The sequence below is a fragment of the Pseudomonas sp. BLCC-B112 genome, from assembly GCF_028550695.1.
Lineage (GTDB): Bacteria > Pseudomonadota > Gammaproteobacteria > Pseudomonadales > Pseudomonadaceae > Aquipseudomonas > Aquipseudomonas danubii.
Genome location: NZ_JAQQGK010000002.1, coordinates 621,936 through 636,840, shown reverse-complemented (window position 1 = coordinate 636,840; position 14,905 = coordinate 621,936). Strand labels below are relative to the sequence as shown.

Genomic DNA, 14,905 nt, shown 5'->3' with positions numbered 1-14,905 from the left:
TTGAATAAGAGGAATTATCGTTTGGTTTGACCCAGGACAAGCTGGCCGGGAAGCGTCCAGGCACCTTAAACGCAGCACCACGGGCACAAAAAAGGCGACCCGCAGGTCGCCTTTTGGCTGAAGCCGCGCTGATCAGAACTCGTGATCGGCGTTGTCCGGGTTCAGGTCGCTGATGCCCAGCTTGCCCGCAGCCTGTTCGATCGAGCCGGTCTGCTTGACCAGGGCGGCGATGGCGTCGCGCACGATCTGGTTGCCGGACTCGTTGCCCGCCGCGATCAGTTGGTCGTAGTGCTCACCCTTGTTGGCGTGGTCGACCATGACCTGGATCTTGGCTTCGGTGGCGGCCAGGTCGGCTTTCAGGGCCGCGTCGGCTGCCGGGTCGGCCTTGGCCACCAGGGACGACAGACTGGCGCCGGTCATCTTGCTGCCGTCGACACGGGTGTACTCGCCCAGGTAGACGTTGCGGATGCCCTTGGCATCGTAGAAGTGCGAGTTGTGGGTGTTGTCGCTGAAGCAATCCTGCTCATCTTCAGGGGAGTTGGCTTCCAGGGATACCTTCATCCGCTCGCCCGCCAGTTCGCCCAGGGACAGGCTGCCCATGCCGAACAGCATCTTGCGCAGGCCGGTCTCGGCCGGTTCGGCTTCCAGGGTGGCGCGGTAGTTGTCGGCCACATCCGGCTTCCAGTTGCCGACCATTTCTTCCAGGTCGTTGACCAGCAGTTGGGTCACGGCCTTCAGGTAGGCGCGACGACGCTCGTTGTGGCCGCCGGTGGCACCGGCACCTTCCAGGTAGTCGGAAGCAGGGCGGGCGCCGGCGCCAGGGCCGGTGCCGTTCAGGTCCTGGCCCCAGAGCAGGAATTCGATGGCGTGGTAGCCGGTGGCGACGTTGGCCTCGGCACCGCCCAGCTCGTTCAGGCTGGCGAGGGTTTCCGGGGTGATGTCCTTCACGTCAACCTTGTCTTCGCCGACCTGGATCTGGGTGTTGGCGATGATGTTGGCGGTGGCGCCCGGGTTGCCCAGTGCGTGCTCGTAGCTCTTGTCGACGTAGTCGATCAGGCCTTCGTCCAGTGGCCAGGCGTTCACCTGACCTTCCCAGTCATCGATGATGGTGTTGCCGAAGCGGAACACTTCGCTCTGCAGGTAAGGCACGCGAGCGGCAACCCAGGCAGCTTTGGCGGCTTTCAGGGTGTCGTCGTTGGGCTTGGCGAGGAAGGCATCGATGGCGGTTTGCAGGGTTTTCGCGGTGGATTCGGAGTCGCTGTAAACGGCGAATACCATGTCGGCGTAATGCGCGACTACAGCCTTGGCTGCGGCTTCGTCGACCTTGCCGGCAGCGTCAGTGGCTGGGGTGGCAGTGCTGGCGGCCGGGGTCGGCGCTTGAGCGGCAGCCTTGTCGTCTTTGCCTTCGCCGCAGCCGGCGAGGGAAATAGCGATGGCCAACAGACTGGCGGTAGCCAGAGGCATACGAATCATGGCGAACATCCTGCTTCGAGAGGGGGGAGTGGACGGCGCTGGGGGGCGCGCAAAACTGCAACATAATGCGAAAGATTTGCATTATGTGTAAAGAGTCGCGCTTGTAAATATTTCTTATTCAGTAGGGGGCTGCGCCAAGTCAAGCCGGCCAGTGCTCTGTTTAGGTCAGAGTATCACCGCGTTGCTGCGCTGCGCCTGTTTCAGGTAGGCGCTCAACTCCCGCGCCGGCAGGGGTTTGCTGTAGTGATAGCCCTGACCTTCATGGCAGCCTTCGGAGATGATGTAAGCCTCCTGTTCGGCCGTTTCCACGCCCTCGGCGATCACCTGCATGCCCAGGCTTTTACCCAGCTGGATAATGGCGCGCACGATGGTCGCATCGTCGTCGTCATCCAGCAGATCCTGGACGAAGCTCTTGTCGATCTTGATCTTGTCCAGGGGCAGGCTTTTCAGGTAACTCAGGGACGAATAACCGGTGCCGAAATCGTCGATGGCGATCAGCGCTCCGGAGCGTCGCAGGCTCAGCAGGTGCTGGGCGGCGGTGCTGATGTCTTCCATCAGGCCGGTTTCGGTGACTTCCAGTTCCAGGCTGCGCGGTGGCAGGCGGTAGATCTGCAGCAGGTTGTTGACCACCCGTGGCAGTTCGGCGTGGTGCAGTTGCACCGTGGACAGGTTGACCGCCATACGCAGGTCGCTGAAGCCCATGTCGTGCCATTCGCGCAGTTGGCGGCAGGCCTGATCCAGGACCCATTCGCCGATGGCGATGATGGTGCCGTTCTGCTCCGCCAGGGGAATGAACAGGTCCGGCGGCACCAGGCCGTGTTCCGGGTGTTGCCAGCGAATCAGCGCCTCGACCCCCACCACCCGGTGGTCGCGATAGCTGATCTGTGGCTGATAGACGAGGAAGAACTGCTCCCGGGTCAGGCCTTCACGCAGGTCCTTCTCCAACTCCCGGCGCCGGCGCATTTCGCTGTCGACGCTGGCGATATAGAACTGATAGCGATTGCGTGACCGGCTCTTGGCCAGGGTCATGGTCTGTTCGGCTTTTTGCAGGAGTTTTTCCGTGCTGTCGCCGTCTTCCGGGAACAGGGTGATGCCAATGGTGGCGCGCAGGCGGATTTCCTGATGATCGAGGGCGAAGGTGGCCTCCAGGTCGTCGAGGATGCTTTGTGCCAGTTCTGCGGCTTCATAGGGTTGTTCGATATCGGCCTGGACCAGGGCGAACTGATCGCCACCCAGGCGAGCCAGGGCGCCGAGGCGGCCACTGTGGCCGCGCAGGCGATCGGCCAGGGCCAGCAGCAGTTGGTCGCCGGTCTGGTAGCTGAACTGTTCGTTGATGCCCTTGAAGTCATCCAGGCCGACACACAGTACTGCCACCCGGCGTTGCAGGCGTCCGGCGTCCACCAGGATCTTGTCCAGTTGCTGCTGCAGTTGCTGACGGTTCGGCAGGCCGGTCAGGAAGTCGTACTGGGCCATGCGCAGCAGGCTGTTTTCCGCTTCGTGGCGCAAGTGGGTGTTGCGCTCGATGGAGGCCAGCAACTGGTTGGCGGTGTTGATCCAGATTCCCAGTTCGTTCTTTTCGTGGCCCTTGAGCAGCGGCAGCAGGTGTTCGCTGGGGCGGTCGGGATTGATGTTGGTCAGGTGCTCGATGATTCGCGACAGCGGTTTGGTCAGCAACCAGTGATAGACCAGGTACAGCACCAGGCCCATGGCCAGGGCGCGCAGGACGCCGGAGATGAAGATGATCACCGAGCTGATGATGAAGCCCTGGCCGTAGGTAGCGGTGTCGAGGGTGATGCTCAGGTCGCCGTAATACTCGCTGTAGGGGCCGCGGCCCACCAACTGGGTGGTGAAGGTGCGTTCCTGGCCAAGAATCAGATCAGTGAGCCAGCGACTGGAAGAATGCTGCAGCTCGCGGGATTTTTCCGCGAGCATGGTTTCATTGGGGTGGCCAATGGAGGCCATGCGCACCGCATCATCCTGGAACAGGCCTTCAATGACTTGCATGCCCATTTCCCGGTCCAGGCTGTAGACCGCCTGTGTCGATGGGTCGCGAAACATGTCGAGAATGCGCTGGGCGTCGTTAGCTACCGCCTGCCGAGTCTTGTAGGCATCGAAGACGATCTGGGCACAGCTCAGGACTACGCCCACTATGAGTGCCGACAGCAGCACAACCCGGAGCAACTTCACCGACAAGCTGTTTTTGAGTTCCAGCTTCAAAGGGCTATTCCTTGTTCCGTGCGCGTAGCGTCAAGTTGCCATGAGTATTGGCAATCCCGTGTTGGCCGTCAAAGTGACATTAAGGCCGAGAACAGGACGTCTGCGGGCCAGGCCCGGGTGATCAGATTCAGGATTGCTCTTGCTGTGGATAGTGTGTCGGTAGCGACGCCTTGCAACTTGAGGGGCGGCGTTGATTTTTACATCAGATGAATCTTAGCGTCTCGGCTGGGCGGGACAAGATGCCGGCTTTGTCAGAGGCAAAAAAAACCCGGCCAGGCCGGGTTTTTTGCACTGCAAACGGACTTAAGCGACGAAGTTCTTGCCTTCGAACTGCTCAGCCACGAATTTCCAGTTGACCAGGTTCCAGAACGCTTCGACGTATTTAGGACGAACGTTGCGGTAGTCGATGTAGTAGGCGTGTTCCCAGACGTCGCAGGTCAGCAGCGGAGTGTCGCCGCTGGTCAGCGGGTTGCCGGCGCCGATGGTGCTGGCCAGGGCCAGGGAACCGTCAGCCTTCTTCACCAGCCAGCCCCAGCCGGAACCGAAGGTGCCAACGGAAGTCTTGGTGAATTCTTCTTTGAACTTGTCGAACGAACCGAAGGCTGTGTTGATGGCCTCGGCCAGAGCGCCAGTAGGTTGGCCGCCGGCGTTTGGCGCCAGGCAGTTCCAGTAGAAAGTGTGGTTCCAGACCTGGGCTGCGTTGTTGAAGATGCCGCCCGAAGAGGTTTTGACGATCTCTTCCAGAGTCTTGCCTTCGAACTCGGTGCCTGGCACCAGGTTGTTCAGGTTCACGACATAGGTGTTGTGGTGCTTGTCGTGGTGGTATTCCAGGGTTTCCTTGGAAATGTGCGGCTGCAGGGCGTCGTGTGCATAGGGCAGCGGCGGCAATTCGAAAGCCATGATGATTCTCCTAATCAGGTCAGTTGCGGTGAGCGCAAGGCCGATCACGGGCGGCCAGACAAGCGCCGGGGAGTTTGTACTCTTTGCGGCGCAGGGTTCGGATCATAGCACCGGGGGTGCGGCTTAACCACGCAACAACTGTGTGGGATAGAGGTTCCAGAGCCTTTTGGAATAAGTCACGCAGCGCTGATCAGCTGGAACGCCACGCTGAACATCATCACCGCCACCAGCAGGTCGAGAATCCTCCAGGTACTGGGGCGAGCCAGCCACGGAGCCAGCCAGGCGGCGCCCAGGGCCAGGGTGAAGAACCACAGCAACGAAGCGCTGGCGGCCCCCACCACGTAAGCGCCGGGCTCGGTTTGTTGCGCCCCCAGTGAACCGATCAGCAACACCGTATCCAGGTAGACGTGGGGGTTGAGCAGGGTGACCGCCAGGGCACTGAGCATGACAGCCCGCAGCGAACGCACGGTCTGGCCTTCGCCCTGTTGCAGGCTTTGTTTCGAGCAGGCCCGGCGCAGGGCCTGGGCGCCGTACCAGATCAGGAACGCCGCGCCGCCCCAGCGCGCCACGGCCAGCAGCATCGGGCTCTGGGTCAGGACGGTGGCCAGGCCGAACACCCCGGCGGCCACCAACAGGGCATCGCAGGTCACGCACAGTGCCGCCACCGGCAAGTGGTGTTCACGGCGCAGGCTCTGAGCCAGGACGAAGGCGTTTTGCGTGCCGATGGCCATGATCAGGCCGGCGGCCACCAAGAGACCGTTTACATAGCTTTGCCACATGATTACTGCTCCTCGCCGGCGGCCAGTTTTTGCAGAACCTGCATGGCTCGCTGGGCATCCGCCTGACCGACAAACAAGTGATCGTGGTAGAAGCCGGCGATCACGTTGCAACTGATCCCGGCCTGGCCCAGGGCGCCAGCGAAGGCCGCTGTCAGGCCCACGGCTTCAAGGGCCGAATGCACGTTGAGAGTGATCCAGGCCGCCACGTAATCGAAGGCCAGGCCCAGGCGCTCGGCCTGTTGGCGCGGGAGGATAACCGTCAGTCCCTCGCGTTCGCGAAAGCTGCCCAGCACTTCGCAGTCCTGCAGCAGGCTGCGGTCAGCGATGCAGCAGAATACGTACTCGCCGTCGTTGAGCTGCGGGCTCATGCTGTGCAGCAGGGTAGCGAGGGAGGTTTCACCAGCCATGAACAAAATCCTTGAGCGAAGAAGCATTGCAGGGGTTTTACGCTGGCTATTTTCTCGCTCCAGGCGGTATAAGAAAAACCAATAGTGCTGATCACTCATTAGGAAAACTGATGTTCGACTACAAGTTGCTCTCCGCCCTGGCCGCGGTGATCGAACAGGCAGGATTCGAACGGGCGGCCCAGGTGCTGGGATTGTCGCAGTCGGCAATTTCCCAGCGCATCAAGCTACTGGAGGCCCGGGTCGGACAGCCGGTGCTGGTGCGGGTGACGCCACCTTCGCCCACGGAAATCGGTCGCCGCCTGCTCAACCATGTGCAGCAGGTACGCCTTCTGGAGCGGGACCTGCAAAGCCTGGTGCCGGCCCTGGACGAAGAAGGCTTGCCGGAACGCCTGCGCATTGCCCTCAACGCCGACAGCCTGGCCACCTGGTGGGCCGAAGCGGTGGCTGACTTTTGCGCCGAACATCACTTGCTTCTGGACCTGGTGGTGGAGGACCAGACGGTGGGCCTCAAGCGCATGCGCGCCGGCGAAGTGGCGGCGTGTGTCTGCGCCAGTGAGCGCCCGGTGGCCGGGGCCCGCAGTCTGCTGCTGGGTGCCATGCGTTACCGCGCCCTGGCCAGCCCGGCGTTCATCGCCCGGCATTTTCCCCAGGGCGTGCGCGCCGAGCAGTTGGCTCGGACCCCGGCGTTGGTGTTCGGCCCTGACGATTTCCTGCAGCATCGCTACTTGGCGTCCCTGGGTGTCGATGGCGGTTTCGAGCATCATTTGTGCCCGTCTTCCGAGGGCTTCATCCGTCTTGCCGAAGCCGGGCTGGGCTGGGGGCTGGTGCCCGAACTGCAGGTTCGCGAGCAGCTGCAGCGAGGCTTGCTGGTGGAGCTTTTGCCGGATAAACCCATCGATGTGCCGCTGTACTGGCATCATTGGCGCAACGGCGGACAATTGCTGGGCTTGTTGACCGAGCACCTGGCACGTTTATCTGCACAATGGCTGGTGCCTTGGGAGCAGCCATAAGCGTCAAGCGACAAGCTGCGAGTGCACAGCTTGCGCTTTGACTTTCAATGCGCGGCTTGTAGTTCGTAGCTCGTCACTGCTTTGTTTAGGAATATTCATGAAAATTCTGGTTACCGGCGCAAGCGGCTTCATCGGCGGGCGCTTTGCTCGTTTTGCCCTTGAGCAGGGCCTGGAGGTCCGGGTCAACGGCCGTCGCGCCGAAGCGGTGGATCATCTGGTGCGCCGTGGCGCCGAGTTCGTCCAGGGCGATTTGAACGATGCCGGCCTGGTGCGCGAACTCTGTCGCGATGTCGATACCGTGGTGCACTGCGCCGGTGCGGTGGGCTTGTGGGGCCGTTATCAGGATTTCCATCAGGGCAACGTGCTGGTCACTGAGAATGTGGTCGAAGCCTGCCTCAAGCAACGGGTCCAGCGCCTGGTGCACCTGTCCTCGCCGTCGATCTATTTCGATGGCCGAGATCACCTGGGGCTGACCGAAGAGCAAGTGCCCAAGCGTTTCAAGCACCCCTACGCAGCCACCAAGTACCTGGCCGAGCAGAAGGTTTTCGGTGCCCAGGAGTTCGGGCTGGAGGTCATTGCGTTGCGGCCGCGTTTTGTCACCGGTGCCGGCGACATGAGCATCTTCCCGCGGTTGTTGAAGATGCAGCGCAAAGGTCGCCTGGCCATTGTCGGCAACGGCCTGAACAAGGTCGACTTCACCAGTGTGCACAACCTCAACGAGGCCCTGTTCAGCAGCCTGCACGCCAGTGGTTCGGCCCTGGGCAAGGTCTACAACATCAGCAACGGTGCACCGGTGCCGCTGTGGGACGTGGTCAACTATGTGATGCGCCAGATGCAGGTGCCGCAAGTCTCCCGCTATCGCTCTTTTGGCCTGGCCTATAGCGTGGCGGCGCTCAACGAGGGGTTCTGCAAGCTCTGGCCCGGCCGTCCTGAACCGACCTTGTCGCGCTTGGGGATGCAGGTCATGAACAAGGACTTCACCCTGGATATCAGCCGGGCCCGGCATTACCTCGGCTATGAGCCCAAGGTCAGCTTGTGGGCCGCTCTGGATGAGTTCTGCAGTTGGTGGAAGGCTCAGGACATAAGCTGAAATCAAAGACTGAACCCGGTTTGCCCGGGCCGGTCCATTGGCCGGGTGAATTAGCGGTTTATACTCGCCGCATTCAGCCATCACCGCGGTTCACAAAGGTTGCCCCATGCGTAACGATGCACACGATGACTTCGATGACGTTCCAAGTCTGCGCGCCGATCCCCTCGATGACGATGTCTTTCCTACCACCAGCGCTGTCCGTGAGCGCACCACCGTGCATTCGCGCAGCGCTCCGGTGGCCAAGGCCAAGGGGCCCAGTACCGGTCCATTGTGGGCATTGGTGGGGGCGTTGTTCTTTGCCTTCATCGGTCTTGCCTGGTGGAGCTTCCAGCAGATTTCGCTGATGGAGCAGCAACTGGTGGCGACCCAGGAAAGCTTCGCCAGGATCAGCGAGGAGGCCGCCGGCCGTCTGCAGGACATCTCCGGCAAGGTAGTGGCCAGTCAGACCAATGTCACCACTGACAGCGAAGCCTTGAAGCTGCAGATTAAACAGTTGGAAAGCCGGCTGCAGGATCAGAGCCGACAACAGCAGGGCGTGGCCGGGCAGGCGACTGACCTGGACAAGCGCCTGGCGCAGATGACAGCCCAGACTGCCGAGCAGCAGGCGGCCAACGCCCAGTTGCAGACCCAGGTGAAAGCCTTGAGCGCTGAACTGGCGAGCCTCAAAGGTGCCCAGGCGGACGCCGGCAAGCTCGATACCCAGCTCAAGAGTCTGAGTGCCGACCTTGCCGCATTGAAGAAACAGGGCAACCCGAGCGCTGCCATCGAGCGACTGGAGCAGGAGCTGGTGGTACTCAAGAGTGAGCAGGACAATCGTCCCGCTGCCCAGAACGGAGCCAGCACCGCCGAGTTCGATGCGTTCCGTGGCCAGGTCACCCGCAACATCAATACCCTGCAAAGCCAGATCCAGAACCTGCAGCAGCAGATCAATACCCGTCCTTGAGTGGTCAGGCCCTCCCCGCGCACGGCGTGGGGGGCTGTTCGGCCAAAGTGCGCTGAATGTTCACCCATATTGCGCAGCCGTCTACGCTCTTCAAACGCCATCAGGAACGAGGAGCGAGCGATGAGGCTGTTGCAGAAAAATACCTGGCTGGGATGGTTGTTATTGCTGTGCATGGGGTCGTTGCATGCGGCGGTACCGGTGGCCGATGACGGTGTGGCGGCCCGGGCGCTGCTGGAGAAAGCCCTGCGCTATTACCACGACCAGGGTGACAAGGCGTTTGCGGCCTTCAGCCGCCAGGGTGAGTTTGTCGACCGCGATCGTTATGTGTTCGTGGTGGACACCCGGGGCGTGATGCTGGCCAGTGGCGGTCCTTCGTCGGCACTGATTGGCCGAGATGTTTCCGAAGTCCTGGGACCGGATCTGCGCAAGGCGTTCAAGGACGCCCTGAAGATTCCCGAGGCCAATGGCATCCAGCAAGCCGAATACCGCTGGCAGAACTGGGCCGACGGCAAGATCGAACGCAAGCATGTGTACTTCCAGCGTATCGGCGAACGCATCCTGGCGGTGGGGTATTACCTGCCTCGGGCCTCGGCCGAACAGGCCAAGGCGCTGCTGGATCGAGCGGCCACGGCCTTGGGCGGCGATCAGCCGGGTACGCTCAAAGCCATCAATGACTTGCGTGGCGGGTTTCTCGAAGACGATCTGTATGTGTTCGTGGTGGACCTCGACAGCCACCGCTATCTGGCCCATGGCACCAACCTGCGCCTGCTCAATACCGATTTTGGCAAGATCAAGGACCCAGAGGGCAAGCCGGTGGGGGAGCCGATCCTGGCGCTGATGGCAGGCCAGGATCAGGGGGAATACGAGTACCGCTGGAAGAACCCGGTGACGGGCAAGGTCGAGGACAAGCATGCCTACTTGCGCAAGGTCGGGAAGCTGCTGGTTGCCGTGGGTTACTACAGCCCCTGAGTCCTGAACGCTGGCCCCTGCCAGCATCAGGATCAATGCGCCTTGTCTTCACGGCCCCGCAGCAGGCGATTGGGCATGGCAATCGCCGCCGCCAGCCCCAGCAGGGAAACCGCGGCACTGACCAGCAGCAGATGTCGGAAGGTCAGCAGCAACTCGTTGCGCAATGCGTCGCGGGCGGGTCCAGGCGCGGCGTCCAGGCCTTGCAGCAAGGCATTGCCGGAGTGTCCCTCGTTCATCAGCCCTGTGCCACTCAGATGCGCCAGGCTGGAATCCTGCAACAAGGCCAACAGCAAGGCCGACATCAGCGCCACTCCCACCGCGCCGCCCAGGGCGCGAAACAGGTTGGTGGTGCTGGTGGCGACACCGATATCCCGTTGCTCCACCGAGTTCTGGGTGCCCACCAGGGAGGTAGGGAACTGCATGCCGCCGGCGATCCCGCAGAGCAACATGAACAGGCTGCTCAGCAGGACCTCCTGGGGCGGCACCAGGGCCATGCCGAGAATCGACACTGGCATCAATAGCGCGCCGCCCAGGATCATCGGCTTGTAGCGTCCGGTCACCGAGGTCAGGCGTCCTGCGCAATAGGCGCCCATGGGCAGGCCCATGGCCAAGGGCAGCAAGTGCAGGGCGGCACTGTCGGCCCCGGCCCCGGTGATGCTTTGGAAACGCAAGGGCATCAGCACGATCAGCGAGATGGCCTGGAAACTGGTGAAGAAAATCGTGCACCAGCACAGCAGCGCATTGCGGTTGGCAAACAGGTGCATCGGCAGCAGGGGTTCCCTAGCCCGGCGCTCATGCCAGACGAACAGAGCCAGGACGATGCAGCCGATGGCCAGCAGGTCGAGCACTTCGGCGCTGCGCCAGGAGTGGCCCTGGCCCACTTGGGTGATGCCCAGCAGCAGGGCGCTCAGGCCGATGATCAGCAACACAGTGCCGAGGTAGTCGATGATCGGTTTGCGCTGGGGCACCGGCAGCCCTACCAGGGTGCGGTGAGCCACCCACCAGGCACCCAGTCCCAGGGGCAGGTTGATCAGGAACACCCAGCGCCACGACAGAAACTCGGTCATGTAGCCGCCCAGCACCGGGCCGGCGACACTGGCCACCGCGTACATGCTGCTGAAGTAGCCCTGATAGCGGCCGCGCTCCCTGGGCGGGACTATGTCGCCGATGATGGCCTGGCTCACCGAGATCATGCCGCCGGCGCCGATGCCCTGGAAGATCCGCGCCAGCACCAGTTGTTCCATGTTCTGGGCCAGGCCGCAGAACAGCGAGGCCAGGGTGAACAATCCCATGCCGAACAGCATCAGCCGACGCCGGCCATACAGATCGCCGAGCTTGCCGTAGATCGGCACTGCCACGGTCATCGCCACCATGTAGCCGGAGATGACCCAGGCCAGCAGGCTGACATCCTTGAACTGAGCGGAAATGGCCGGCATGGAGACCGCGACGATGGTCTGGTCCAGGGCGCCGAGAAAGATCGCCAGCATCAGAGCGATCAGCACGCTGCGGATGGCCGGTTTGGGTGGGCCAGGCTGTTGGAGGTGAGTCACGAAAAAACCTGCGGGCAGTGATTGATCCGTAGCGGCAAGGCTGGCGGGAATGGGCGTCAGTGTACTCGATAGGGTGCTATCGGATAGCGCTACAAGGAAGAGTACGGCGTTTTTTCATGAAGGTTTCCAAGGGGGGAGGTTGTGCCAAAGCGCCTTGGATTCACCGCTCTCGAAAAGCTTTGTGGCACTTGGTGTTGATGTGTAATGGGACGCATTCTGTATAGTGTGCGCTCGGTGCCGGCTTCCTGAATCCTGGCTGTACGAATGTTTATTTGTGTTGCCGGTGCTTGCGTTTTTCCTGGCTGAACCCGTCAATGGGCCGATGAAACCTGGCGGTTACCTGAGCTTTTTTTCAGCGGTGCAATTCTCCCCCCCCCGTTACTCTGAGGCCTGGACTGTAGTGATGAACAAGCCTGCTCTTGCTGCCATTCCCGTGTTCAAACTCTATGGCGAGAGCCTGGAGTGGCCCACCCCGGATCTGCTCCATTGCGAGTCCATCAGTCAACGCAGCCGTGAGCACCAGTGGGAAATAAAACCCCATCGGCATGCCGATCTCGGCCAATTGCTGTTCGTCTTCCGAGGGCAGGCCGAACTGGAGGTCGAAGGCCAGCGGACCTTGTTGGATGAACCGATGATCCAGGTGTTGCCGCCGTTATCGGTCCATGGCTTTCGATTTTCCGAGGATGTCGAAGGTTATGTCGTGACTCTGGCGGCGCCGCTGTTGAGCCATTTGCAAGCTCAGTTGGGGCGTTCGGAAAATACCCTGGCTACGTCTTGCAGCTACCCGGCCCGGGAGGATGCGCAATACCTGAACGGTTTGTTCAGTGCCTTGCAGAATGAGTATCAAGGGCAGCAGCCGGCTCGGGAAATGCTCATGCACGCCTTGGTGAGCATGATTGTGGTCTGGATTGGTCGCCAGGCACTGCAGCGCAGCAGTTCCATTCAGCGTCCTCAGCGGGCCCGGGAGTATTTCAACGGTTTTATCCAGTTGGTGGAGGCCCATTACCGCGAGCATGTGAAGGTCGAGGACCTGGCTCACAAGCTAGGCATCTCCGTATCGCACCTCAACGGCACCTGCCGCGAGCTGGCCGGGCAACCGGCGCTGCAGATCATGCACGAGCGTCAACTGCTGGAGGCCAAGCGCCTGCTGACCTACACCGGGATGACCATCTACGAGATTTCCGATGACCTGGGCTTTTCCGATCCCACCAATTTCACCCGGCTGTTCCGACGCCGCGAGGGGATTTCGCCCAAGGTGTTCCGCGACCGGCTCAAGGCCGATCAGGCGGGGGAGCCTGGGGCGTTGCCGCTCACCTGAGGGCGTTCAAGGTGGCGTTGTGGGGAATGCAGCGTTCCAGGTTGCAACTGGCGTAGTTGCGCTGTTGCATGCGGGCCTGCTCGACGCGATAAGCGGCGGTACCGTATAGCGCCAGGGTCATGGTGCAGGTCATGAAGATGGCCAGGTACCTTCTTGTCTTGACGTTCATGGCAACGACCTCTGAACCAATACCCCGCGTTTTCAGGGGCACTGATATCAGCATAGGTCAGTTGCGGGGGCTTGCCAGGCTGCTGCCCAGCCTGTTTGGCGAGGTATTGAACCGCTGATCGTGTCTACAGCCCCACATCCCAGAGCGGTTCCTGGGGAAACCTGAGCACCAGGAAATCCAGCATGCTGCGCAAGGTCGCCGGCATGTGCTTGCGCGAGGCGTAGACCGCATACATGTTCATCTTGCGGGGTTCGGCATGGTGCAGCAGGCGCACCAGTTCTCCCCGCTTGATGTACTCCCCGGCCTGGTAGCTGGGCAGCATGGCGATGCCGGCGCCGGCCACTGTTGTGCGCAGCAGGGTACTGGCTTCGTTGGCGCTGATATTGCCCTGTACCGGTACTGACACCTGCTCGCCGTCCTGTTCGAAATGCCACAGGCTTTTGCCGAAGTAGGAGTGGGTCAAGCAGTTGTGCTGGCTCAAGTCCTCCACCCGTTGTGGCGCCGGGTGCTCCTGGAGGTAGATCGGTGAGGCGCAGATCACCGAGCGACAGACGGTCAGGCGTCGGGCGATCAGGTTCGGGTCCAGGTCGTTGCTGGTGCGGATCGCCAAGTCGATACGCTCATCCACCAGGTTCACCGTGCGGTCGAGCATCTGCAGATCGATGCTCACACCGGGATAACGCTTGACGTAGTCGGCCACCGCCTCCGCCAGTTGTGACTGGCCGAACGAGGTGCTGACGCTGATGCGCAGCAGCCCGCGGGGCGCATCATCAGGCTCGCCCACCGCAGCCTGCATATCGTTGGACAGCTCCAGCATCTGTCGGCAGCGGGGCAGGATCTCGCCGCCGGCCGCGGTCAGGCTGAGCTTGCGCGTGGTGCGGTGCATCAACCGGGCGCCGACCCAATCCTCCAGCTCCGCCAGATAACGTGAAACCACCGGCCGTGAAAGGTCCAGGTGGTCGGCGGCGGCCGACTGGCTGCCCAGGTCCACAACGGTGACAAAGACCCGCATTGCTTGGAGACGATCCATGATTTGCCCGCTTTCAGAAACAAACTATGTTCAAGCATCGCATTTTTTGTAACGAGTCTGGCAACTAAGCTTTGTCCACTTCTCACCAAGCCAACAGATGCTGGAGCTGCCCTCATGATCGGATTCACCTCTCTTAAACGCCTGCTGCTGGCCACCGCCACCCTGGGTTTTGCCGCCCATGCCGCAGCCGCCGAGCCCAGCCTGAAGCTGGATGTCTACAACCCGGGGGCCAATGCCATCTTCCCGGTGACCTCGGTACTGGTCAGCGGCAAGAAGGACGCGATCCTGGTGGATGCCCAGTTCGGCAAATCCCAGGCCCAGCAACTGGTGGAAAAGATCCGTGCCAGTGGCAAGCACTTGACCACCATCTACATCAGCCACGGTGATCCGGATTACTACTTCGGCCTCGACACCCTGACCAAGGCTTTCCCTGATGCCAAGGTTGTTGCCTCACAACCCACAGTGGATCACATCAAGGCGACGGTGGATGGCAAGCTGGCGTTCTGGGGCCCGAAAATGGGCGCTGACGTTCCGGCCAAGACCATCGTGCCCGCCGTACTCAAGGGCCACAGCCTGACCCTGGAAGGGCAGAAGCTCGAAGTCATCGGCCTGGACGGCAAGCAACCGGATCGCAGCTTTGTCTGGATTCCGTCGATCAAGGCGGTAGTCGGTGGTGTGGTGGTCGCGGAAAACATCCACGTATGGATGGCCGATACCCAGACCCCGCAGTCCCACCAGGACTGGCTGAGCACCCTGAAGACCATTGAGGGCCTGCAGCCCAAGACTGTGATCCCCGGGCACTTCCTCGGCGACAGCGCACGCTCCCTGGCCCCGGTGCACTTCACCGCGGACTACATCAAGGCCTTCGATGAAGAGACGGCCAAGGCCAAGGACTCTGCTGCGCTGATCGCGGCCATGAAAAAGCGTTACCCGGACCTGGGCGAAGACAGTTCCCTGGAACTGAGCGCCAAGGTTGCCAAGGGCGAAATGAAGTGGTGAAACCGGTTTGACCCGCTCCCTTCGGGGAGCGGATGCCTCTGTACTCTTTCA

At 61.5% G+C, this 14,905-nt stretch carries 14 protein-coding genes; 6 read left to right on the top strand and 8 right to left on the bottom strand.

From position 1 onward, the window contains the following. Positions 1–132: 132 nt before the first annotated feature. The 5 genes from PQT43_RS08545 to PQT43_RS08525 form a co-directional block, all read right to left on the bottom strand. The gene (locus tag PQT43_RS08545) at positions 133–1,473 is read right to left on the bottom strand and encodes an imelysin family protein (RefSeq protein ID WP_102880729.1); all 1,341 of its coding nucleotides are present in this window, start codon (positions 1,471–1,473) and stop codon (positions 133–135) included. 165 nt (positions 1,474–1,638) lie between these two features. After that, complete coding sequence (locus PQT43_RS08540) at positions 1,639–3,690, bottom strand: putative bifunctional diguanylate cyclase/phosphodiesterase (RefSeq protein ID WP_102880728.1); 2,052 nt, start codon at positions 3,688–3,690, stop codon at positions 1,639–1,641. 303 nt (positions 3,691–3,993) lie between these two features. Then, positions 3,994–4,590: a superoxide dismutase gene (locus PQT43_RS08535; RefSeq protein ID WP_272753710.1), complete on the bottom strand. Its 597-nt coding sequence runs from the start codon at positions 4,588–4,590 to the stop codon at positions 3,994–3,996. Between the two features lie 176 nt (positions 4,591–4,766). Beyond that, positions 4,767–5,369: a LysE/ArgO family amino acid transporter gene (locus PQT43_RS08530; protein WP_102880727.1), complete on the bottom strand. Its 603-nt coding sequence runs from the start codon at positions 5,367–5,369 to the stop codon at positions 4,767–4,769. A gap of 2 nt (positions 5,370–5,371) precedes the next feature. Then, a complete protein-coding gene (locus PQT43_RS08525; protein ID WP_272753709.1) occupies positions 5,372–5,776 on the bottom strand; it encodes an ACT domain-containing protein in 405 nt (134 codons plus the stop codon). 110 nt (positions 5,777–5,886) lie between these two features. Here PQT43_RS08525 and PQT43_RS08520 point away from each other — a divergent pair, with 110 nt between their 5' ends. The 4 genes from PQT43_RS08520 to PQT43_RS08505 all read left to right on the top strand — a co-directional run bounded on the left by PQT43_RS08520 (position 5,887) and on the right by PQT43_RS08505 (position 9,788). Then, positions 5,887–6,786, top strand: a complete 900-nt coding sequence (locus PQT43_RS08520; protein ID WP_110594895.1) for a LysR family transcriptional regulator ArgP — start codon at positions 5,887–5,889, stop codon at positions 6,784–6,786. A gap of 97 nt (positions 6,787–6,883) precedes the next feature. Next, the gene (locus PQT43_RS08515; RefSeq protein ID WP_268562019.1) at positions 6,884–7,876 is read left to right on the top strand and encodes an NAD-dependent epimerase/dehydratase family protein; all 993 of its coding nucleotides are present in this window, start codon (positions 6,884–6,886) and stop codon (positions 7,874–7,876) included. Positions 7,877–7,982: 106 nt separating this feature from the next. Next, positions 7,983–8,819 (top strand): ATPase, encoded by an 837-nt coding sequence (locus PQT43_RS08510; RefSeq protein WP_272753708.1) that lies wholly within the window; start codon positions 7,983–7,985, stop codon positions 8,817–8,819. 120 nt (positions 8,820–8,939) lie between these two features. Further along, positions 8,940–9,788 (top strand): cache domain-containing protein, encoded by an 849-nt coding sequence (locus PQT43_RS08505; protein ID WP_272753707.1) that lies wholly within the window; start codon positions 8,940–8,942, stop codon positions 9,786–9,788. Positions 9,789–9,820: 32 nt separating this feature from the next. On the opposite strand, the gene PQT43_RS08500 is transcribed toward PQT43_RS08505, so the two are convergent. Further along, entirely contained in the window at positions 9,821–11,338 is a 1,518-nt protein-coding gene (locus PQT43_RS08500; protein WP_102880722.1) for an MDR family MFS transporter, read from the bottom strand. 403 nt (positions 11,339–11,741) lie between these two features. On the opposite strand from PQT43_RS08500, the gene PQT43_RS08495 reads away from it, so the two are divergent. Beyond that, on the top strand, positions 11,742–12,656 hold the full coding sequence (locus PQT43_RS08495; RefSeq protein WP_272753706.1) for a helix-turn-helix domain-containing protein: 915 nt from the start codon (positions 11,742–11,744) through the stop codon (positions 12,654–12,656). Here PQT43_RS08495 and PQT43_RS08490 read toward each other — a convergent pair. Both PQT43_RS08490 and PQT43_RS08485 read right to left on the bottom strand, forming a co-directional pair. Further along, a complete protein-coding gene (locus PQT43_RS08490) occupies positions 12,649–12,825 on the bottom strand; it encodes a hypothetical protein (protein ID WP_162884084.1) in 177 nt (58 codons plus the stop codon). The two genes, PQT43_RS08495 and PQT43_RS08490, sit on opposite strands and share 8 nt — an antisense overlap. 124 nt (positions 12,826–12,949) lie before the next feature. Next, a complete protein-coding gene (locus tag PQT43_RS08485; protein WP_272753705.1) occupies positions 12,950–13,855 on the bottom strand; it encodes a LysR family transcriptional regulator in 906 nt (301 codons plus the stop codon). 114 nt (positions 13,856–13,969) lie between these two features. On the opposite strand from PQT43_RS08485, the gene PQT43_RS08480 reads away from it, so the two are divergent. Next, on the top strand, positions 13,970–14,854 hold the full coding sequence (locus PQT43_RS08480; protein WP_272753704.1) for an MBL fold metallo-hydrolase: 885 nt from the start codon (positions 13,970–13,972) through the stop codon (positions 14,852–14,854). Positions 14,855–14,905: the final 51 nt, after the last annotated feature.

Excerpts from the sequence above, each read along its gene's own strand:
- PQT43_RS08495 (WP_272753706.1), top strand. The coding sequence starts at position 11,742 with ATGAACAAGCCTGCTCTTGCTGCCATTCCCGTGTTCAAACTCTATGGC.
- PQT43_RS08530 (WP_102880727.1), bottom strand. The coding sequence starts at position 5,369 with ATGTGGCAAAGCTATGTAAACGGTCTCTTGGTGGCCGCCGGCCTGATC.
- PQT43_RS08515 (WP_268562019.1), top strand. The coding sequence starts at position 6,884 with ATGAAAATTCTGGTTACCGGCGCAAGCGGCTTCATCGGCGGGCGCTTT.
- PQT43_RS08480 (WP_272753704.1), top strand. The coding sequence starts at position 13,970 with ATGATCGGATTCACCTCTCTTAAACGCCTGCTGCTGGCCACCGCCACC.
- PQT43_RS08525 (WP_272753709.1), bottom strand. The coding sequence starts at position 5,776 with ATGGCTGGTGAAACCTCCCTCGCTACCCTGCTGCACAGCATGAGCCCG.
- PQT43_RS08510 (WP_272753708.1), top strand. The coding sequence starts at position 7,983 with ATGCGTAACGATGCACACGATGACTTCGATGACGTTCCAAGTCTGCGC.
- PQT43_RS08505 (WP_272753707.1), top strand. The coding sequence starts at position 8,940 with ATGAGGCTGTTGCAGAAAAATACCTGGCTGGGATGGTTGTTATTGCTG.
- PQT43_RS08535 (WP_272753710.1), bottom strand. The coding sequence starts at position 4,590 with ATGGCTTTCGAATTGCCGCCGCTGCCCTATGCACACGACGCCCTGCAG.
- PQT43_RS08520 (WP_110594895.1), top strand. The coding sequence starts at position 5,887 with ATGTTCGACTACAAGTTGCTCTCCGCCCTGGCCGCGGTGATCGAACAG.
- PQT43_RS08545 (WP_102880729.1), bottom strand. The coding sequence starts at position 1,473 with ATGATTCGTATGCCTCTGGCTACCGCCAGTCTGTTGGCCATCGCTATT.
- PQT43_RS08490 (WP_162884084.1), bottom strand. The coding sequence starts at position 12,825 with ATGAACGTCAAGACAAGAAGGTACCTGGCCATCTTCATGACCTGCACC.
- PQT43_RS08485 (WP_272753705.1), bottom strand. The coding sequence starts at position 13,855 with ATGGATCGTCTCCAAGCAATGCGGGTCTTTGTCACCGTTGTGGACCTG.